Source organism: Microbispora sp. ATCC PTA-5024 (assembly GCF_000511135.2).
In the GTDB taxonomy this organism is placed as follows: Bacteria; Actinomycetota; Actinomycetes; order Streptosporangiales; family Streptosporangiaceae; genus Microbispora; species Microbispora corallina.
On the sequence record NZ_KI866527.1, the window covers coordinates 21,857 to 40,154 of the forward strand.

21 protein-coding genes are annotated in these 18,298 nt (G+C 73.4%); 9 read left to right on the forward strand and 12 right to left on the reverse strand.

What is annotated here, in order from left to right:
* Window positions 1-289: 289 nt before the first annotated feature.
* The 3 genes from MPTA5024_RS34550 to MPTA5024_RS34560 form a co-directional block, all read right to left on the reverse strand.
* On the reverse strand, window positions 290-1,336 hold the full coding sequence (locus MPTA5024_RS34550) for a YlbL family protein (RefSeq protein WP_036332205.1): 1,047 nt from the start codon (window positions 1,334-1,336) through the stop codon (window positions 290-292).
* Between the two features lie 28 nt (window positions 1,337-1,364).
* Complete coding sequence (locus MPTA5024_RS34555; protein ID WP_036332206.1) at window positions 1,365-1,790, reverse strand: molybdenum cofactor biosynthesis protein MoaE; 426 nt, start codon at window positions 1,788-1,790, stop codon at window positions 1,365-1,367.
* 96 nt (window positions 1,791-1,886) lie between these two features.
* Entirely contained in the window at window positions 1,887-2,975 is a 1,089-nt protein-coding gene (locus MPTA5024_RS34560; protein ID WP_051459048.1) for an NAD-dependent epimerase/dehydratase family protein, read from the reverse strand.
* A 64-nt stretch (window positions 2,976-3,039) separates the two neighbouring features.
* Here MPTA5024_RS34560 and MPTA5024_RS34565 point away from each other — a divergent pair, with 64 nt between their 5' ends.
* The 3 genes from MPTA5024_RS34565 to MPTA5024_RS34575 all read left to right on the forward strand — a co-directional run bounded on the left by MPTA5024_RS34565 (window position 3,040) and on the right by MPTA5024_RS34575 (window position 6,075).
* Window positions 3,040-4,320, forward strand: a complete 1,281-nt coding sequence (locus MPTA5024_RS34565; RefSeq protein ID WP_036332208.1) for a zinc-dependent metalloprotease — start codon at window positions 3,040-3,042, stop codon at window positions 4,318-4,320.
* A gap of 51 nt (window positions 4,321-4,371) precedes the next feature.
* Window positions 4,372-4,917 carry an NUDIX hydrolase gene (locus MPTA5024_RS34570; RefSeq protein ID WP_036332209.1) on the forward strand — a complete coding sequence of 182 codons (546 nt, stop codon included), beginning with the start codon at window positions 4,372-4,374 and terminating at the stop codon, window positions 4,915-4,917.
* Window positions 4,918-5,082: 165 nt separating this feature from the next.
* Window positions 5,083-6,075 carry an endonuclease/exonuclease/phosphatase family protein gene (locus tag MPTA5024_RS34575; protein WP_084370244.1) on the forward strand — a complete coding sequence of 331 codons (993 nt, stop codon included), beginning with the start codon at window positions 5,083-5,085 and terminating at the stop codon, window positions 6,073-6,075.
* A gap of 9 nt (window positions 6,076-6,084) precedes the next feature.
* On the opposite strand, the gene MPTA5024_RS34580 is transcribed toward MPTA5024_RS34575, so the two are convergent.
* Window positions 6,085-7,005 carry a LysR family transcriptional regulator gene (locus MPTA5024_RS34580; RefSeq protein ID WP_036332210.1) on the reverse strand — a complete coding sequence of 307 codons (921 nt, stop codon included), beginning with the start codon at window positions 7,003-7,005 and terminating at the stop codon, window positions 6,085-6,087.
* Window positions 7,006-7,119: 114 nt separating this feature from the next.
* Here MPTA5024_RS34580 and MPTA5024_RS34585 point away from each other — a divergent pair, with 114 nt between their 5' ends.
* The gene (locus MPTA5024_RS34585) at window positions 7,120-7,359 is read left to right on the forward strand and encodes a hypothetical protein (RefSeq protein WP_036332211.1); all 240 of its coding nucleotides are present in this window, start codon (window positions 7,120-7,122) and stop codon (window positions 7,357-7,359) included.
* Between the two features lie 72 nt (window positions 7,360-7,431).
* Here MPTA5024_RS34585 and MPTA5024_RS34590 read toward each other — a convergent pair whose 3' ends face one another.
* Both MPTA5024_RS34590 and MPTA5024_RS34595 read right to left on the reverse strand, forming a co-directional pair.
* The gene (locus MPTA5024_RS34590; protein WP_051459050.1) at window positions 7,432-8,007 is read right to left on the reverse strand and encodes a hypothetical protein; all 576 of its coding nucleotides are present in this window, start codon (window positions 8,005-8,007) and stop codon (window positions 7,432-7,434) included.
* On the reverse strand, window positions 8,004-8,519 hold the full coding sequence (locus tag MPTA5024_RS34595) for a M48 metallopeptidase family protein (RefSeq protein WP_051459125.1): 516 nt from the start codon (window positions 8,517-8,519) through the stop codon (window positions 8,004-8,006). Before MPTA5024_RS34595 ends, MPTA5024_RS34590 begins: the two co-directional genes overlap by 4 nt.
* A 200-nt stretch (window positions 8,520-8,719) precedes the next feature.
* Between MPTA5024_RS34595 and MPTA5024_RS34600 the strand changes: the two genes are divergently transcribed.
* The 3 genes from MPTA5024_RS34600 to MPTA5024_RS34610 all read left to right on the forward strand — a co-directional run bounded on the left by MPTA5024_RS34600 (window position 8,720) and on the right by MPTA5024_RS34610 (window position 11,749).
* On the forward strand, window positions 8,720-9,787 hold the full coding sequence (locus MPTA5024_RS34600) for a ThiF family adenylyltransferase (protein WP_036332213.1): 1,068 nt from the start codon (window positions 8,720-8,722) through the stop codon (window positions 9,785-9,787).
* 194 nt (window positions 9,788-9,981) lie between these two features.
* Window positions 9,982-11,328: an ABC1 kinase family protein gene (locus MPTA5024_RS34605; RefSeq protein ID WP_036332214.1), complete on the forward strand. Its 1,347-nt coding sequence runs from the start codon at window positions 9,982-9,984 to the stop codon at window positions 11,326-11,328.
* 34 nt (window positions 11,329-11,362) lie between these two features.
* Window positions 11,363-11,749 carry a VOC family protein gene (locus tag MPTA5024_RS34610; protein WP_036332215.1) on the forward strand — a complete coding sequence of 129 codons (387 nt, stop codon included), beginning with the start codon at window positions 11,363-11,365 and terminating at the stop codon, window positions 11,747-11,749.
* A gap of 160 nt (window positions 11,750-11,909) precedes the next feature.
* Here the strand turns inward: MPTA5024_RS34610 and MPTA5024_RS34615 are convergent, their stop codons facing one another.
* From MPTA5024_RS34615 to MPTA5024_RS34635, 5 genes are all read right to left on the reverse strand, one after another.
* Window positions 11,910-12,092: a hypothetical protein gene (locus MPTA5024_RS34615; protein ID WP_036332216.1), complete on the reverse strand. Its 183-nt coding sequence runs from the start codon at window positions 12,090-12,092 to the stop codon at window positions 11,910-11,912.
* A gap of 41 nt (window positions 12,093-12,133) precedes the next feature.
* Window positions 12,134-12,397 carry a WhiB family transcriptional regulator gene (locus tag MPTA5024_RS34620; RefSeq protein WP_030507395.1) on the reverse strand — a complete coding sequence of 88 codons (264 nt, stop codon included), beginning with the start codon at window positions 12,395-12,397 and terminating at the stop codon, window positions 12,134-12,136.
* A 118-nt stretch (window positions 12,398-12,515) separates the two neighbouring features.
* Complete coding sequence (locus tag MPTA5024_RS34625; RefSeq protein ID WP_036332217.1) at window positions 12,516-12,806, reverse strand: hypothetical protein; 291 nt, start codon at window positions 12,804-12,806, stop codon at window positions 12,516-12,518.
* Between the two features lie 120 nt (window positions 12,807-12,926).
* Window positions 12,927-13,811 carry an acyl-CoA thioesterase gene (locus tag MPTA5024_RS34630; protein WP_084370246.1) on the reverse strand — a complete coding sequence of 295 codons (885 nt, stop codon included), beginning with the start codon at window positions 13,809-13,811 and terminating at the stop codon, window positions 12,927-12,929.
* A gap of 23 nt (window positions 13,812-13,834) precedes the next feature.
* Entirely contained in the window at window positions 13,835-15,883 is a 2,049-nt protein-coding gene (locus MPTA5024_RS34635) for an ATP-dependent DNA helicase UvrD2 (protein WP_036332806.1), read from the reverse strand.
* A gap of 127 nt (window positions 15,884-16,010) precedes the next feature.
* Between MPTA5024_RS34635 and MPTA5024_RS34640 the strand changes: the two genes are divergently transcribed.
* A complete protein-coding gene (locus MPTA5024_RS34640) occupies window positions 16,011-16,973 on the forward strand; it encodes an alpha/beta hydrolase (protein WP_232326773.1) in 963 nt (320 codons plus the stop codon).
* Between the two features lie 159 nt (window positions 16,974-17,132).
* A complete protein-coding gene (locus tag MPTA5024_RS34645; RefSeq protein ID WP_036332219.1) occupies window positions 17,133-17,372 on the forward strand; it encodes a mycoredoxin in 240 nt (79 codons plus the stop codon).
* Window positions 17,373-17,383: 11 nt separating this feature from the next.
* Here the strand turns inward: MPTA5024_RS34645 and nudC are convergent, their stop codons facing one another.
* On the reverse strand, window positions 17,384-18,289 hold the full coding sequence (nudC, locus tag MPTA5024_RS34650; protein WP_084370248.1) for an NAD(+) diphosphatase: 906 nt from the start codon (window positions 18,287-18,289) through the stop codon (window positions 17,384-17,386).
* Between the last annotated feature and the right edge of the window lie 9 nt (window positions 18,290-18,298).

An 18,298-nucleotide genomic window follows, 5' to 3' on the forward strand; every position in this document is an offset into this window, starting at 1 on the left:
CGACGACGGCGATCGTGACGGGTATGAGAAGTCTCGGCCGTCGGGGCAAGCGCATCGCCCGTCCGGCTCCGGGGCTCCGGAAGCTCAACGCCAACCCCTTGTCATAGAGCAACGGTCCGTGCTTGGAAACCTACACCGCGACAGCCGAGGTCGTGATCCGAGCATCGGGTTCATCCGAGCCGGTACGCCGCGCAAACGACCACGTCACGCCGGTTCCCGCCGCCCGGCCGGGGTCGCCGGCGCCTCCGGTGGCCGGTCCAGGACAGCCACTCGCCGGGTTGTCCGGGAGTCAGGAGGCGGGGCAGGACGGCAGGTTCCCCGAGCCGCTGCGCAGCGCGTCCAGCGCCTTGATCGCGCCGTCGAGCGTGTCGACCTTGACCAGTCGCATGCCCACGGGCACCGCCCGCACCGCGTCGGCGCAGTTGCCCGAGGGGGTGAGGAAGACGGTGGCGCCGGCCTTCCTGGCGCCGACCATCTTCTGCTCGATGCCGCCGATCGGGCCGACGGCGCCCGTCGGGTCGATGGTGCCGGTGCCGGCCACCGACTTCCCGCCGGTGAGCGACCCCGGCGTGAGCTTGTCGTAGATCCCGAGCGAGAACATCAGCCCGGCGCTCGGGCCGCCCACCTCGCCCACGCTGATGTCGACCTTGAACGGGAAGCGGTACGCCGAGCGCATGCGGACCCCGACCACGGCGTGGCCGTCCGGGCCCTGCTTCGTGCCGACGACGACGTCGCTGGTGGTGGTTCCCCGCTTGACGGTGAACGTGACCTGCTCGCCCGGCTTGTGCTTCTGCACGGCCGCCGCCACCGACTCCAGCGCCCCGGCGGGGGCGCCGTCGACGGCGGTGATCTCGTCGCCGGGCTTCAGTCTGCCGTCCGCGGGCGCGCCCTTGTCGGTGGCCGCCACCGAGATCGTCTTCTGGATGGGGATCTTCAGCGCGTTCAGCGCGGCGGCGGTGGCCGACTGCTGCGAGTCGGTCATCTCCTGGGTGTTCTGCTCCTCGACCTCCTTCGCGGAGGACGTCCTCGGGAAGAGCGTCTCCTCCGGGACGACCGCCACCGTCGGATCGAGCCAGCCGCGCAGAGCCGTGACGAGGTCGAGCCGGTTGTCCGGGCCGCCCTGGTAGGCGACCGTGACCAGGCTGAGCCTGCCGTCGGTGGGATAGGTCTCGTGGCCCGAGATGCTGATCACGGGCTTGCCCTTGACGTCCCCGATCGTGTTCTCGGTCGGACCGGGGCTCAGCACCACGTACGGCACCGGGAGCACGGCGCCGACGACCGCGAGCGCGAGCGTGAGGAAGCCCGCCACCAGCAGGGTCAGGGAGCGTCGGGACATGGTCGAACTCTATGCGGTCCGCGCGGCGCTAATCGCAGGCCCCGACCCACTCGGCGTCGCCGTCGGCGAAGATTTGGTGCTTCCAGATCGGCACCTCGCGCTTGAGGTCGTCGATCAGCCGGCGGCAGGCGTCGAACGCCTCCCCGCGGTGCGGGCAGGCCGCCGCCACGATCACGGCGATCTCGCCCAGTCGCAGGTCGCCGACCCGGTGGACGGCCGCGAGCGCGGTCGCCTGGTGGTCGGCCGCCACCTTCTCCGCGACCCGGCGCAGGTGCTCCTCGGCGGACGGGTGGGCCGAGTAGGTGAGCAGCGTCACCGGCCGGCCTCCGTCCTGCTCGCGGACCGTGCCGACGAAGACCGCCGTGCCGCCGGCCGCGTGGTCCCCCACGGCCGCCATGACCTCGTCGACGGACAGCGGGGTGTCGCGGATGCCCAGCAATCGGATGACGTCCACGCCCCGAGGGTATTACGCCCGGTCCCGCCGCCGCGCGCCGTCCCCGGTCCCGCCGCCACCCGCCGCCACCGCCGCGTGCCTGGCGGCGGGCGGGCGTCAGGTGCGGCGCTTGCGGCGGGCGGCGCGGACGATGGCGGCCGTGCCGATGACGGCGACGGTCGCGCCGGCGGCCGTGATCGTGGCCTCCTTGCCCGACAGGCGCCGGCCGACGACGGCGTGCCTGCCCTCGCGGAGCTCCAGCAACTCGCGCAGCGCCGCCTCGTTGGTCCAGGTGGGCTTCCACCCGGCCTCGCGCAGCGACGCCCCGTCGACCACCCACGGGTAGACGACGTAGTGGAGGTCCGTGGCCGGGGCCGGGGTGACCCCGAGGCGGTGCAGCCGCTGGGCCGTGCCGAACGTCAGCGCGGCGGGCAGCTCGAACCGGCGCAGGCCGGAGATCTCCTCGACCTGGTCCATCTCCAGCCATCCCTCGGAGCCCACCGCGACGACGCCGCCGACCTTCCCGAGCGCCGCCGCCTCCAGCGCGGAGACCAGGTCGTCGATGTGGCAGAACTGCCAGCGCGGCAGGCAGCCCTTCACCACGAGCAGCCGGGGCGCCTCGAAGTGACGGGTGACGACCGTGTCCACGCCCGGCCCGACCAGGGCGGCGGGCCGCAGGACCGTCACCTCCAGGCCGGGGTGCGAGCGCAGCGACCGCCGGACGAGGGCCTCGATCTCCAGGTGGTCGCCGACCATGCCGGTGTCCGGCTCGGCGGCGACGGGGGCGTCCTCGGGCAGCGGGACCGGGTTCTCGGCGGCCGCGCCGTACACCATGGCGCTCGTCACCAGCACGACCCGGCGGACGCGGGCGGCGGCGCAGGCCGTGAGCACGGTCTGGGCCGCCCGCAGGTTGTACCGGCGGCGCTCGGCCGGGTCGGAGTCGAGCGACTCGTCGGTGCCCAGATGGACCAGGACGTCCACGTCCGAGATGCGGTTCGCCAAGAGCGGATCGCGGATGTCGAGCACCCGCCAGGTGACGTCCGGAACGTCGCCCCGCTGCTCGTCGATCGCCACGACGCGGCGGAAATCCGCAGACGAGGCCACTCTCGTGAGGAACGCCCTGCCCGTTCCTGAGGCGGCGCCCGTGACGGCGACGACGGGCGAGCGGAGGCGTTTCGAGGTAGGCACGAGGTCCTCACTTTGCACTGATCCGCCCCGCGGCGGATAACGTGGCGGATGTGGACTCCTCCATCCTGCACGAGGTGGCGCGGTGACTGACCTGCCAGGTCGCGAAAACGACCCCAACGACAATCCGTTCGCCATGTTCGGCAGCCCGGAGCAGATCGCCGCGGCCATGCGGCAGTTCGCGGACATGCTGTCCGCCTCGCCGGACGCCGGACCCGTCAACTGGGAGATGGCGAAGAACATCGCGAGGCACGCGGTGGTCGCCGAGGGCGACCCGAGCGTCATGGAGGGCGAGCGGCGCCAGATCGTCGAGGCCCTCAACCTGGCCGACCTGTGGCTGAACGAGGTGACGACGCTGCCGAGCGGCGTGGTCAACCCGCAGGCGTGGAGCCGGTCGGAGTGGATCGAGAAGACCGTGCCGGTGTGGAAGCAGCTCGCCGACCCGGTCGCCGCGCGCATGGTGGAGACCATGGGCGGCACGCTCGGCGCGTCCGGGCTGCCCCCCGAGGCCCAGGCCATGGCGGGGCCGCTGATGGGCATGCTCAAGCAGATGGGCAGCATGATGGTCGGCCAGCAGATCGGCCAGGCCCTCGGCTCGCTCGCCCGCGAGGTGGTCGGCTCCTCCGACATCGGGCTGCCGCTGTCCGACACGGCCGCGCTGCTGCCCGGCGGCGTCGCCGCGTTCAGCCAGGGGCTCGAGACGCCCTCGGACGAGATCAGGCTCTACCTGGCGCTGCGCGAGGCGGCACATCACCGGCTGTTCCAGCACGTCCCGTGGCTGCGGGCGCACCTGCTCGGCGCCGTGGAGGAGTACGCCCAGGGGATCACGGTGGACGTGTCCGCCCTGGAGGAGAAGCTCCAGGGGCTCGACCTGAGCAACCCGGCCCAGATCCAGGAGGTCCTGGGCGGCGGTGAGCTGCTCAAGCCCGAGGAGACCGAGCGGCAGAAGGCGGCGCTGAGCCGGCTGGAGACCGCGCTCGCGCTGGTCGAGGGCTGGGTCGCCACCGTGGTGGACGCCGCGGCCGAGGGCAAGCTGCCGTCCGCGACGGCGCTCGCCGAGACCGTGCGGCGGCGCCGGGCGACGGGAGGCCCCGCGGAGCGGACCTTCGCCACCCTCGTCGGCCTGGAGCTGCGACCCCGGCGGCTGCGCGAGGCCGCGGCGCTGTGGAAGGCGCTGGCCGACGAGCGCGGCGTCGAGGGCCGCGACGCGGTGTGGGGCCACCCCGACCTCATGCCCACCGCCGAGGACCTCGACGACCCGGGCCGGTTCGTCAAGGGCGAGGCCGAGTTCGACCTGTCCGGCCTGTCCGATCTCGAGGAGCCCGAGCAGCCGGGCGAGGAGGACGGCCCCCGCGACGCCGGCTGACCGGCTCCCGGCGCGCGCGGGCGTGTCGCCGGGGGTGGGTAGGCTGCGCCGGTGAGCCTGCATCGTGACGCGCACGCCGTACTGGCCGGATGGACCGCGCCGACTCCCGACGAGGAGGCCCTCCGCGCCGAGTTCGTGGCCCACCTGGAGGCGTACGAGGACGGGATGTGGCGCGAGTGCGCGCCCGGCCACCTGACCGCGACGACGGCGGTCCTGTCGCACGACGGCACGAAGGTGCTGCTGACCCTGCATCCCAAGGCCGGGATGTGGCTGCCGATGGGCGGGCACTGCGAGGTCACGGACGCCACGCTCGCCGGGGTCGCCCTGCGCGAGGCGACCGAGGAGTCCGGCATCCCGGGGCTCGTGCTGCTCGACGGGCCGCTCGCCCTCGACCGGCACAAGGTCTGGTGCCACCCCCCGCACAGCTGGCACCTCGACGTCGAGTACGGCGCGATCGCCCCGCCCGGCGCCGAGGCGGTGATCAGCGACGAGTCGCTCGACCTGCGCTGGTTCCCCGTGGACGGGATCCCCGAGCTGAGCGACGAGGCCACCCGGCGGCTGGCCCGGCGTGCCCGCGCCCTCCTCACCGCCGCCTGAGCCCGGTCCCGGCCCGGCCGCGCCGCACCGGGCGACGGGGGCGCAGGGACGACCGGGGCGAGGAGGTCCGGCGGGGTCTTCGACGCGGATTCCCGTCCGGTTCTGCACAGAACACGCACACCGGCCTCACACCGGCTTTCGCGGCCGCTGGCTAGGGTCGAGATCATGACCACCGAGGCGGACGTCGGCGGCGTGATCGCCGCTCCCCCACGCGGGCGGCTGCGCGTGTCCCGGCCGCTCGCCTGGGCGGTCGTGGCGCCGGTCGCGTTCTGGGCCGTCGCCCGGCTGGCCGGGCTCGACCGCGGCCCGGTGATCGTCGAGCTCATGACGGCCACGCCATACGTCGCCCTGGTGTCGCCGTTCGCGGCGCTGGCCGCCGTGGCGGCGCGCAGCCGGGCCGCGGTCGCGGCGGCGGTGGCGGCGGCCGTGCTCCTCGGGTGCGCCGTGCTGCCCCGCGCGTTCGCCTCCACGCCCACGGCGACCGGTCCCGCGCTGCGGATCCTCACCGTCAACCTGTTCTTCGGCAACGGCGACGCCCCGACCGTCGTCGACCTCGTACGGCGTCTGCGCCCCGACGTCCTCACCACACAGGAGCTCGACCCGGACGAGGTAGCGGCCCTGGACGCGGCCGGGATCGGCGCGCTGCTGCCGTACCGCGACGTCGAGGAGGGGTACGGCCCGGAGGGCAGCGGGATCTTCTCCCGTCACCCGCTGACCGACCTGCCGGACTTCGCGCCCGAGGGCGGCCACCACATGCCGGCGGCGAAGCTCACTCTGCCCGGCGGCCGGGCCGTGGAGATCGTCGACGTGCACACGCTCGCGCCGCTGGGACCGGACGTGGCGGCCTGGACCGCCGACCTGAGGTCACTGCCGGCGCCCGCCGCCGGGGCCGTGCGCGTGCTGTCCGGCGACTTCAACGCCAGCCTCGACCACGCGGCGCTGCGCGACGTGCTGGCCAAGGGCTACGCCGACGCCGCGGACGAGACGGGGAACGGCCTGCTCGCCACCTGGCCCGCCAACAAACGGATGCCGCCGTTCATCACCATCGACCACGTGCTGGTGGACCGCCGGGCGTCGGCCGTCGCCACAAGCGTGCACGCCGTTCCGGGCACCGACCACCGCGCCCTCTTCGCGGAGCTGCGTCTGCCCGGGCCGTGAGGCGTGCCCTCATTCAGGGCGGGCCGCCGTCTCCCGGGCCTCCACGAGGTCGAGGAAGGCCCGTCCCGGGAGGGAGACCCGGCCGCGGTGCCAGACGAGCGCCGTCGAACGCCGCAGGGCGGGATCGCGCAGCCCGGCGACCACGAGCTCCCGCCGCGTCCGCCGCGCCGCCGACCGAGGGAGGACGGCGACGCCGAAGCCGTGGGCCACGAGATCGGCCACACTGTGCAGGTCGTCGGTCTCGGCCTCGACCCGGGGGACGAACCCGGCCTCGGCGCACGCGCTCTCCAGGACGTCCCGGAGGCCCGAGCCCTCGACCAGCGTGACGACGGCCTCGTCGCGCAGGTCGCGCAGCGACAGCTCCGGGGCTCCGGCGAGCCGATGGCCGGGGGCGAGGGCGACGACGAGCGGCTCGTCCTCGAGGTCCTGGGCGGCGAGCACGGCGGGAAGCCGCTGACCCGCCGGCCCCGCCGGAAGCCGCCCGCCCACGAGCCCGATGACCGCGGCGTCCAGCCCGCTCCTCGCCACGGCCGCGGTGAGGGCCTGCGGATCGCCGGTGCGGAGCGTGAGCCGCACCCGCGGGTGGCGGCGGCGGAAGTCGGCCAGCCGTTCCGTCAGCCAGTCGGGCGGGCAGGGGACGGCGCCGACGGCCAGCCGCCCCGTCAGCTCCCCGCGCAGCGAGCTGACGGCGTCCTTTCCGGCGCCGGCCGCCTCAAGGGCGGCGCGCGCGTGCGGAAGGAACGCCTCGCCCGCGGGAGTCAGCCGCACGCGCCGTTCCGATCGGTCGAACAGCCTGTCTCCGAGCTCGCGCTCCAGCTGCGCGATCTGCTGGCTGATCGCCGGCTGGGCGACGTGGACCCGCACGGCGGCCCGGGTGAAGCTCCCCTCCTCCGCCGTCGCCACGAAGTAGAGCAGCTGACGCAGCTCCATAAGCGTCCCTTATGGGTAGTCAGTTCATCCATATCTTGGACTTCTGCTTCGGCAGGCCGCAAGGTGAGGTCATGAGCACGGCGCCCCGCCGTCCCGGATACCGGAGGAGTCCCGATGAGCGCGAGCACCACAGCCCGGCGGCCGGCCGAGCCCTCGGTCCACCAGCAGGCCCTGCTGGTCTGGGCCGCCGTTCTGCCCACGCTGAGCGTCCTGCAGTTCGTCCTCGGCGGGCTTCTGCGGGGGCTCCCGTCGTACGCGCAGCCCCCGATCATGGCGACGCTGACGGTCCCGATCGTCGTCTACGTGCTGGTGCCGCGGCTGCGGCGGCTGTCTTCCCGCCTGAGGAAGGGATGAGGACGGCCGGGCGCCGGCGCCCGCCCGCTCCGGGTCGACCCGCCCGTACGGCGCCTGATCGGCGGCCTCGTGTCAGGTGAGCAGGGCGCGGGTGTTGTCCCAGCCCTCCAGGCCGAGGTCGAGCCGGGCGACGTCCGCCGGAGCGCGGAGGCGGTGCCACCCGGGACCGGTGGCGACCATGCGGCGCCCGGGGGCCCTGCCGCGGAGCGTCCCGACGAGGTCGGGTTCGTCGAAGTCGGGCGTGGCCCAGCCGGGCAGCGGCAGCCGGGCCGCGACGGCGGCGGCTCCACCGCCCTCGGCGGGGCAGACGGCGACCGGCGCGCGGCCGAGCTCGCGGAACAGCTTGCCGATCAGCAGCGGCGGCAGGTCGGGGGCGTCGCCGCTGACCACCACCCCCTCGTCGGCGGGCGGCAGGGCGGCGAAGGCGTCGGCCGGGGAGCCGATCTCGATCACCGGCGTGCCCGGCCAGGCGATCTCGTCGAGCCCCGGGACGCCCACGGAGAGGATCACCGGCCGGACCAGTTCCAGCCCGGCGACCATCTCGTAGGTGTCCTCGGCGACGGCCAGGAGGAACTCGCCGGGATCGACGCCCGGAGGCGCGCCGCCGGCCATCCCGGCCGAGACCAGGACCGCGGCGACACGGGTCAACACTCCTCCGTCGAACCGTTGGCCGCCATCGAGTAGCCCTCCAGGAACCCCCTGGCACGTTCCGCGCGCGGGTAGCGCTCGACGAGGGCCCAGAACCGGGGGCCGTGACTCGGGACGAGCAGGTGGACCAGCTCATGCATGATCACGTAATCTACGACCCAGGCGGGCATGCCGCGCAGCCGGGCCGACAACCTGATCGTGCCGTTGTCGGGCGTGCAGGATCCCCAGCGGTGCAACTGGTTCTCCACCCAGCGCACGCTCGTCGGGATGGCCCGTCCGTCCAGGTAGCGCGCCGACAGCTCCATCGCCCGGTCGAGCAGGTCGTCGTCGCTGGGGCGTTTTCGCTGCTCCTTCGCCGCGAGGCGGTCGAGCATGCGGCGTACCCACTGCTCCTCGTCGGTCGTGCTCAGTCCAGCCGGAAGCAACACGATGGTTTTGTCGCCATCGCGGTACGCGGAAACGGTTCGCCGCCGTCGTGCGCTCCGACGAACCTCGACTGTCTCGGGGGGCACATATGAAAGGTAGCCGACACGCGCCGAATTCCACAGGGGGTGATACACGTTCTCCCTGGTCAATCGGGCGAACATGACCTTGCGGGCGTGAAAACGTCGCGATTCCGGTTGTTCAGCGGCAACGAACACCCCGGTAATTATCCACAGCCCCGATGGTTTCCAATCCCGGGCGGGCCTGGCTGTGACAAGGTCTGGCGACTATGAGACCCCGTGTGAAGCCCGCGCTGCGTCGCGTCGAGCGCGACGACCGCACCCTCCAGTTCGGCGTCCACCCGCTCCGCGCCGTCGTGCTCACCGACGTCGAGCCGCCCGTACGGCGCCTGATCGACGGCCTCGACGGCACGCGGACGCTCCGGCAGGCCGCGGCCGAGGGCGGCCTCGACGAGGGGTCGGCCCGCGAGGTGGTCGACCGGCTCGCGGAGCGCGGCCTGATCGAGGACGCCGCCGTCCGGCCCCACGCCCTCAGCGGGCTGACCGTCGCCGAGCGCGACCGGCTCCGGCCCGACCTCGCCCGGCTGTCCCTCACCTCGCGCGACGGCGGTATGCAGGCCATGGCCGCCAGGCGGGCCGGGCGGGTCCGGATCTACGGCGCGGGGCGGGTCGGCGCGCAGGTGGCCGCCCTGTTCGCCGCCGCGGGCGTCGGCCACGTGTGCGTCGTCGACCCCGGCGCCGCCCGGCCGGAGGACCTCGCGCCCGGCGGACTCGGCCGGGCGGCGCTCGGCGGGTCGCGGGAGGACGCCGCCGTCGCGCTCCTCCGGGAGATCGCGCCGGGGATCACCGCGTGGCCGGGCCGTTCGGCGTCCCGCCTGGGAGACCGCGCGACCGGGCCCGACCTCGTGGTCCTGGCCCCCGTCGGCCCGCTCGACCCGGTCCTCGTCCGCGACCTGGTCACGGGGGGCGTCCCCCATCTGCTGGCGGCCGCGTTCGAGGGGCACGGCTGCGCCGGCCCGCTCGTCGTCCCGGGGGTCACGCCCTGCCTGCGGTGCCTCGACCTGGTCCGCCGCGACCGCGACCCGTCCTGGCCGGCCGTGGTCGCGCGGCTCGGCGGCTACCCGCCGGGCGAGATCGCGTGCGACGTCGCGCTCGCGTCGCTGGTCGCCGCCCAGGCCGCGGCCCACGCGCTCGACTACCTCGACCGCGGCGAGGTGCCGGGCAGCACCTGGGACGTCGTCCCCGGCTGGCACTGGCGCCGCCGCACCTGGCAGCCGCACCCCGAGTGCGACTGCCGCGCCGGTCTTGCCCCAGCGCCTGAATCCGAGGCCGCGTGACCCGAGGACGGGCGAGCGTGTGCCCCGTGAGGGAAGCTCAGGCGCGTGATCGAGCGCGGAGGCCGCGTGACCTGTGCTGCCGATGAGGCGAAGGAGGCGCGATTCCCCGGACGACCTCCGTTTGTCCGCCCTCCTTAAGTCAAGACGAACGGAAATTGTGGTCGAAAGCACCCGTCATCGCCGACAATGGGGAGGTGAGTGACCTTCCCCACCGTGCCGTGACCCGCTCGGCCAAGCTCGCCACGCTCCCCCTGGGGTTCGCCGGCCGCACCGCGCTCGGGCTGGGCAGACGGCTCGGGGGCGCTCCGGCGGAGCGGGTGGCCCAGGAGATCCAGCAGCGGACGGCCGACCAGATCTTCAAGGTCCTCGGCGAGCTCAAGGGCGGCGCCATGAAGCTCGGCCAGGCCTTGTCGATCTTCGAGGCCGCGCTGCCTCCCGAGATCGCCGGCCCGTACCGCGCCACGCTGACCCGGCTACAGGACGCCGCGCCGCCGCTGCCGGCGGCGACCGTCCACCGGGTCCTCGCCGAGCAACTCGGGGACGACTGGCGGGAGAACTTCCGGGAGTTCGACGACGCTCCAACGGCCGCCGCGTCCATCGGTCAGGTCCACCGCGCGGTCTGGCACGACGGCCGCCCGGTGGCCGTGAAGATCCAGTATCCGGGCGCCGGCAAGGCGCTGATCGCGGACTTCAACCAGCTCGCACGGCTCGGCAAGCTGTTCGGGGCGATGCTGCCGGGCCTCGACATCAAGCCGGTCCTCGCCGAGCTCAAGGAGCGGGTGGCCGAGGAGCTCGACTACCTGAAGGAGGCCGAGGCCCAGCACGCCTTCGCCCAGGAGTTCCGGGACGACCCCGACTTCCACGTGCCCGACGTGATCGCCGCCAACGAGCAGATCCTGGTCAGCGAGTGGATGACCGGCACTCCGCTGTCGCGGATCATCACCGACGGCACCCAGGAGGAGCGCAACCGGGCCGGTCTGCAGCTCGTCCGGTTCCTGTTCAGCTCCCCGGCCCGGGTGGGCATGCTGCACGCCGACCCCCACCCCGGCAACTTCCGCGTCATGGAGGACGGCCGGCTCGGCGTGCTCGACTTCGGCGCCGTCAACCGGCTGCCCGACGGCTACCCCGTCGTCTTCGGGACGCTGACCCGGATCTTCAACCAGGGCGACATGGAGGCCGTGGTGCGGGGGCTGCGCGAGGAGGGGTTCATCCGCCCGCACATCGAGGTCGACGCGGACGCGCTCCGCGCGTTCCTCGCGCCGTACGTCGAGCCGACGCGGGTGGAGGAGTTCACCTTCAGCCGGGAGTGGCTGCGGCAGCAGGCGGCGACCGCCGCCGACCTGCGGCCCACCAACGTGGTGCGCCAGCTCAACCTTCCCGCGTCGTACGTGCTGGTCCACCGGGTCCACGCCGCCGGCGTGGGCGTGCTCTGCCAGCTCGGGGCGACGGCCCGGTTCCGCGACGAGGTCGTCCGCTGGGTGCCCGGCTTCGCCGACGACGACCCGGGCGACCCGGAGGGCAGCACCCTCGCCCTGGTGTGACGACGACGTGATCCCGGCGGGGCAGCATGAGGCCATGGCCAGGATCAAGGACATCGTGATCGACTGCGGTCACCCCGCGTCGCTCGCCCGTTTCTGGGCGGCCGCGCTGGACGGCTACCAGGTCGCCCCGTACGACGACGCCGAGCTGGAACGGCTGCGCGCCGCCGGGATCGACGACCCCGAGGACGACCCGACCGTGCTGGTGGAGGCGGGCCCCGGCGTCACCCCCCGCATCTGGTTCCAGCGGGTGCCGGAGGGCAAGACCGGCAAGAACCGCGTTCACATCGACGTGGCCTGCGACGACATCCACGCCGAGATCGCCCGGCTGACGGCCCTGGGGGCGCGGGTGCTGGGCACGTACGACCACTGGGTGACGCTCGCCGACCCGGAGGGCAACGAGTTCTGCGTGCTGCGCCCCTGACGGAAAGCAGCCGGAAGACGACCGGACGACGAGCGGACGACCCGACGACACGGAGAAGGCCCGGGCCATCAGGCCCGGGCCTTCGTCGTTCACTCGTCCGCAAGGCTCGCGGAGGTCAGGCCGTCCCGCCTGATCGAGGTCACCGGTCGTTGAGCGGGTGTCAGATGCGCGCCAGCGCGGAGCTCAGGCGCGCGGCGGCGCGCTCGGCCTGCCGGCGCGCCTTGCGCACGCTCCTGACCCTGCTGGCGATGCGCTCCTCCTCCGCCTCCCGGTGGAGGGTTCGTATTCGCTCGTGGACCAGTTCTTGATGCAGATACAGGGAGGTAGCCGGGGAGATGTTCATCTGAGTGGGTCCTTCCGGATTGATGCTGTTCGTACGGTGGTTCAGGCTGCGACGGGGGACTTGCGCGGGCGCCCCCTCGGCCGCTTGCGGGGAACGACGACCCCCCGCAGGATCAGCTCGCCGCCCCAGACGCCCCACGGCTCCTCGCGCTCCAGCGCGCGGGCCAGGCAGGCCTTCTGGATCGGGCAGCCTCCGCAGAGCGCCTTGGCGAACTCCACGTCCTCCGGAGACTCGGCGAACCACAGGTCGGGCTCGGTACGGCAGGGGATTTCGGCTTCGATCAGGTCCATGACCGGGGCCGCCATCTGCGTCACCTCTTCGATTGGGTCTGGTCTGGTTGTCCTCGTGGCGGGTGGATTCGTGGCCGACAAACAAGAAGGCCGCGGATCCTGTGCGGATCCGCGGCCTGGAAGAGGTGACCGGTCAGGTTGTGACTGGTTCTCTCCAGGCGTAACGCGGACCCTGCACTCCGCCATTGGCGGTGCGGTTGGTCTGCTCATCGCTCACCGGCCGGTCCATGCGGACCGGGAGGTAGGCGGGCGTGCCGTGGCCGGCCACGCCGGCGATGCGGCCGGCGAAGGCGGAACCGCGCCCCGTCAGGGACGGGACATCGGCACGGATGGCGGCGTCGGCGATCGGCAGTTTGACCTGCGCGACGGCGGCGACCGGGCATGCGGAAGCGAGCCACGGCGTGGCAAACGTGATCATGATCATGTTCCTCACTGGACTCACCTCCGATTCCTCTCGATGGTCGGACGGGACCGTCCGACCGGCTTGGTCAAGACCCTAAACGTGCGGTGGCAGGGTGGGCAACCTATTTTCTACCTGCGATTTTCACGACTTCGTGACACCGTCGCTCACCCGGATCATGCACTCCTGCACCACCGACACCGCCAGTTGCCCGGAGGCCGTGAACATCTGCCCGCGCGCCAGCCCGCGGGCGTTCCCCGACCACGGCGACTCCTGGGCGTACAGCAGCCACTCGTCGGCCCGGAAGGGCCGGTGGAACCACATCGCGTGGTCGAGCGACGCCCCGGTCACGTTGGACGCGCCCCAGGCCATGCCGTGCGCGAGCAGCACGGTGTCGACCAGCGTGAAGTCCGACGCGTAGGCCGCGAGCACGATGTGCAGCAGCGGGTCGTCGGGCAGGTCGGCGTCGTACCGGAACCAGACGTGGTTCTCCGGGCTGATCAGGCTCGGGTCGCGGTACGCCTCCCACGGCAGCGCGTTCACGTAGCGCGAGTCGACCGGCCGGGGCCGCGACAGCCACTCGCGCAGCGCCGGCTCGTCCCCCAGCGCGGTGAGCATGCGCTGCTGGAAGGTCGGCAGGGTCTCCGGCTCGGGGACCGCGGGCATGACGGCCGCCTGGTGACTGACGCCCTCCTCGTGGATGTGGAACGAGGCCGACATCGAGAAGATCGCCTTGCCGTGTTGGATGGCGGTGATGCGCCGGGTCGTGAACGAGCGCCCGTCGCGCACGCGGTCGACGTTGTAGATGATCGGCACGGCCGGGTCGCCGGGCCGGATGAAGTAGGCGTGCAGCGAGTGGACCATCCGGTCGCCGGGGACCGTGCGACCGGCGGCGACCAGCGCCTGGGCCGCGACCTGGCCGCCGAAGACCCGCTGGATGCGCTCCTCGGGGCTGCGCCCCCGGAAGATGTCGAGCTCGATCTGCTCCAGGTCGAGTAAGTCCAGCAGCTCCTTGAGAGCCGAGTTCACGGGGGCCTCCAACAACGGGGATATTACTCGCCGGTAACACTATCGGCGCCGCGGCACAGCTCGAGCACCGCGTCGCCGTACCGCTCAAGTTTGACGCGTCCGATGCCGGCGATCGTGAGCAGGTCCTCCTCCGAGGTCGGCACCCGTTCCGCGATGGCCTGCAGGGTCACGTCGGTGAACACGACGTACGCCGGGACCTTGGCCTCCTTGGCGGCCCCCGTCCGCCACGCCCTGAGCCGTTCCAGCAGCGCCTCGTCGTAGTCCGCCGGGCAGGTCGCGCACCGGCCCAGCTTCTGCTCGGCGGCGACCGCGAGCGTCTTGCCGCAGATCCGGCAGTGGAGCGGCGCGGCCGGCTTCTTCCCCCGTGCGGCGGTCCGCTCGGCCCTCGCGACGCCGGTCGTGCGGTGCGACAGCCCGTCGAGGAACCGCGACGGCCGGCGGGCCCGGCGGCCGCCCGGCGAGCGGGCGAGGGCCCAGGACAGGTGGAGGTGCTCACGGGCCCGGGTGACGCCCACGTACAGCAGGCGGCGCTCCTCCTCGACCTGGTCGGGCGTCTCGGCGTACACGATGGGGACCATGCCGTCGGTGAGGCCGACGAGGAAGACGGCGTCCCACTCCAGGCCCTTGGCCGCGTGCAGCGAGGCGAGCGTGACGCCCTCGACGGGCGGCGCGTGCTGCTCGCTCGCCCGCCGCTCCAGCTCGGCCACGAAGCCGCCGAGCGTGCCGCCCTCGGAGGCCATGTCCTCCGCCAGCTCCGCGAGGGCGCGCAGGGACTCCCACTTCTCCCTGGCCTTGCCGCCGCCCGGCGGCTCGGGGGTGAGCCCGATCCCGGACAGGATCGCGTGGACGGCGGGGGCCAGCGGCTCCCCCTCGTCGGCCGCCCGCGCCGCCCCGCGCAGCAGCACCACGGCCTGGCGCACCTCGGGCCGCTCGAAGAAGCGCTCCGCCCCGCGCAGCTGGTACGACACGCCCGCGTCCGCGAACGCCTGCTCGTACGCCTCCGACTGGGCGTTGACGCGGAACAGCACGGCGATCTCCCGGGCCGGGACGCCGTCGGCCATCAGCTTCTTGACCGTCAGCGCGACCCCGAGCGCCTCGGCGCCCTCGTCGTCGTACTCGGTGAAGACGGGCTCGGGACCGGCCGGCCGCTGGGCGACGAGTTCGAGCCGGTGCGGCGAGCGGGCCATGATCCGGTTGGCCAGCGTGACGACCTGCGGGGTCGAGCGGTAGTCGCGCACTAGCCGGACGACGGCGGCCGATGGGTGCTCGACCGCGAAGTTGGTCAGGTAGTGGGGGGTGGCGCCGGTGAACGAGTAGATCGTCTGGTTGGGGTCGCCCACCACGCACAGGTCGTCACGCCCGCCGAGCCAGGTGTCGAGCAGTAGCTTCTGCAGCGGGTTGACGTCCTGGAACTCGTCGACCACGAAGTAGCGGTACTGCTGGCGGATCTGGCCGGCGACCTCCCGGTGCTCGGTCATCACGGCGGCCGTGAGCTCCAGGATGGTCTCGAAGTCGATGAGGTTGCGCTGGCGGCGCAGCGCCTCGTACCCCTCGTACAGCCGGGCGACCTCCTCCGGCGCGATGGGAGGGGTGCGCCGGGCCTTGACCGCAGCGGCCGGGTAGTCCTCCGGGCCGACCTGGGTGACCTTGGCCCACTCGATCTCGCTCGCCACGTCGCGCAGCTCGCCCCGGTCGGGGTTCCTGCGCATGCGGCGGCACGCCTCGACGAGCAGCGGCAGCTTCGACTCCACGACCTGCGGGGTGTCGCCGCCGATGACGCGCGGCCAGAAGTAGCTGAGCTGGCGCAGGGCCGCCGCGTGGAAGGTGCGGGCCTGCACGCCGGACGCCCCGAGACGGCGCAGCCGCTGCTTGAGCTCGGCGGCCGCGCGGGTGGTGAAGGTCACGGCGAGCACGCCCTGCGGCTCGACCACCCCGCTCTGGACGGCGTAGGCGATCCGGTGGGTGATGGCCCGCGTCTTGCCGGTGCCCGCGCCGGCCAGCACGCAGACCGGGCCGCGCACCGCCTGGGCGACCTCGCGCTGCTCGGGATCCAGACCCTCCAGGACGTCCAAGGGGTGCTCCCAACATGCGATGCGGAGGACATTACTGGCATCATCCTTCCAGCAGCCGACGGGACCTGTCCCGGGGACGGTCGGCGCGACGGCGACATCGGGGAGGAACGGAGCCGTGAGGACAGCCGTGACCACAGCGGTGAGGGCGGCGTTGGGGGCCGGGGCGCTGGCGCTCGCGGCCGTCGTGGCCGCCCCGGGGAGCGCGGGCGCCACCACGGCCGTCGCCGCCATGCACGCCGATCCGGCCCCGGGCGCGACGGCCTCCCCCACCCCCTCGGCGAGCCCCTCCCCGAGCGCCTCGGCGTCCGCGACGGCGGACGTCAGGATCAGGACGTTCGCGTACGGGTCGCACGCCCGGCAGCGCATGGACGTCTGGTGGCACACCGGCGGCCCGCGCAGGCCGGCCGTCTTCGTGATCCACGGCGGCTGGTGGTCCGGCGGCGACAAGAAGTACATGACGCAGGTGAGCCGGAGCTACTCCCAGCTCGGGTACACGGTCGTGAACATCGACTACCGGCTCTCCGGCGACGCCCCCTGGCCCGCCCAGCGGAGCGACGCGCTCGACGCGATCACCACCGTCCGCCGCCACGCCGCGCTGTTCAACACCGACCCCGACCGCTACGTGGTGGTCGGCTTCTCCGCCGGCGGGCACATCGCCACCGCCGTCGGGACGTACGGCGACGGCCTGCCGGGCCTGCGCGGGGTCGTCGGGGTCTCGCCCGTGGTCTCGCCTCTGGCGGCGTACGCCGACGGCGAGCCGGGCGTCAGCGGCGCGGAGCAGCGCAAGCTCCGCGCGGCCGCCGTGGCCCTGGCCGGCGGATGCACGCCCGCCCAGTGCCCGAAGACGTGGTCGAGCATGGAGGTGCCGTTCCACGCGTCGCCCGGGGACGCCCCGGTCTTCACCGTCCACTCGGAGAACGAGTTCGTCCCGCCGTACGAGAGCGAGGCGCTCAAGCAGGCACTCGCCGAGGTGGGCGTGCCCATGACGATCAAGACGATGCCGGGCGTGCAGCACAGCGCGCCGCTCTACCGCGAGCGGGGCGTGGCCGAGGCCGTCGACGCGTGGATCGTGGCCCGCCTCGGCCACTGAGCCGCGGCGGCTCCCAGGGCGTCCAGCCGGGGCCGGGGTCCCCGGGGCGCGGGGCCGGCGCCCGACATGACAGGGGTCCCGTACGGGAACACCCTGCGGGGAGGCGGTGTTGGCACGACTGCTCGGCATTACCGGCCTCGGCGCACGGAAGGAACGAACATGGCGCTCACGGTCTACACCACGACCTGGTGCGGTCCCTGTAAGCGGCTCAAGAGCCAGCTGACCCGCGAGGGCATCGCCTACAGCGAGGTCGACGTCGAGAGCGACCCGGAGGCGGCCGCGTTCGTCATGAGCGTCAACAACGGCAACCGGGTCGTGCCCACCGTGGTGGCCGACTGCCACACCATGACCAACCCGTCCGTCGCCGAGGTCAAGCGCCACCTCCAGGGCGTCTGCTGAGCCTCCCGGCGTCAGCCGTCGAGGTCGGCGATCGGGCCCCCGTACCAGGTCTCGATGAGCCTGCGGGCGATCGAGACCTGGCCGGGCAGGCGCAGCGCCCCCGACTCCACCTGGGCGGTGAGCTCCTCCCGCGACAGCCAGCGCGCCTCGGCGATCTCCTCGTGGTCGGGGCGCAACTCCGTCGTGGCGGCCCGTGCCACGAACCCCAGCATCAGGCTGCGGGGGAACGGCCACGGCTGGCTGCCCATGTAGCGGGGCGCGGTGACCGCGATCCCGACCTCCTCCAGGACCTCGCGCACCACCGCGTGCTCCAGCGACTCCCCCGGCTCGACGAACCCGGCCAGGACGGACATGCGGCCCTCGGGCCACTCCGGGCCGCGCGCCAGCAGGACACGGTCGTCGTCGTCGTGGATCAGCATGATCACCGCCGGGTCGACCCGGGGGAAGTGCTGGCTGCCGTCCCTGGGGCAGACGCGCATGTGGCCGGAGGCCGTGATCTCCGTACGGGTGCCGCAGCGGGGACAGTGCTCGTGGCTCGCGTGCCACGCCTCCAGGGCCACGGCGTAGACGAGCAGCCCGGCGTCGCGGTCGTCGAGCAGGACCGCCGCGTTCCTGAGGCCCGCCGCCTCGCCGGGCGGCAGCGGCGCCCGGACCGCGAAGTAGGGCACGCCGTCGTCGTCGACGCCGAGCAGGTAGCGGGGGCCCTCGGGGGCCTCGGCGGGGGCCATCAGCACCAGCGCCGCCCCGTCGGTGAACCGGCGGATCAACGTCTGCCCCTCGTGGACCAGCAGGACGCGCGTCTTCTCCGCGGCCCACGCCTGCTCCAGCCACGCCTCGTCGCCGCGCAACCCCGCCGAACGGTCGATGGCGCTGCGCGCCAGGAGCAGGGGGCCGAGCAGTCCGTCCGAGATTTCCACGGCGTCATC

Bases quoted from the DNA above. Each gene is read 5' to 3' on its own strand.
- MPTA5024_RS34645 (WP_036332219.1), top strand. From the start codon at position 17,133: ATGGCGCTCACGGTCTACACCACGACCTGGTGCGGTCCCTGTAAGCGG.
- MPTA5024_RS34620 (WP_030507395.1), bottom strand. From the start codon at position 12,397: ATGGCGGCCCCGGTCATGGACCTGATCGAAGCCGAAATCCCCTGCCGT.
- MPTA5024_RS34585 (WP_036332211.1), top strand. From the start codon at position 7,120: ATGAGCGCGAGCACCACAGCCCGGCGGCCGGCCGAGCCCTCGGTCCAC.
- MPTA5024_RS34600 (WP_036332213.1), top strand. From the start codon at position 8,720: ATGAGACCCCGTGTGAAGCCCGCGCTGCGTCGCGTCGAGCGCGACGAC.
- MPTA5024_RS34580 (WP_036332210.1), bottom strand. From the start codon at position 7,005: ATGGAGCTGCGTCAGCTGCTCTACTTCGTGGCGACGGCGGAGGAGGGG.
- MPTA5024_RS34610 (WP_036332215.1), top strand. From the start codon at position 11,363: ATGGCCAGGATCAAGGACATCGTGATCGACTGCGGTCACCCCGCGTCG.
- MPTA5024_RS34575 (WP_084370244.1), top strand. From the start codon at position 5,083: ATGACCACCGAGGCGGACGTCGGCGGCGTGATCGCCGCTCCCCCACGC.
- MPTA5024_RS34625 (WP_036332217.1), bottom strand. From the start codon at position 12,806: ATGATCATGATCACGTTTGCCACGCCGTGGCTCGCTTCCGCATGCCCG.
- MPTA5024_RS34550 (WP_036332205.1), bottom strand. From the start codon at position 1,336: ATGTCCCGACGCTCCCTGACCCTGCTGGTGGCGGGCTTCCTCACGCTC.
- MPTA5024_RS34615 (WP_036332216.1), bottom strand. From the start codon at position 12,092: ATGAACATCTCCCCGGCTACCTCCCTGTATCTGCATCAAGAACTGGTC.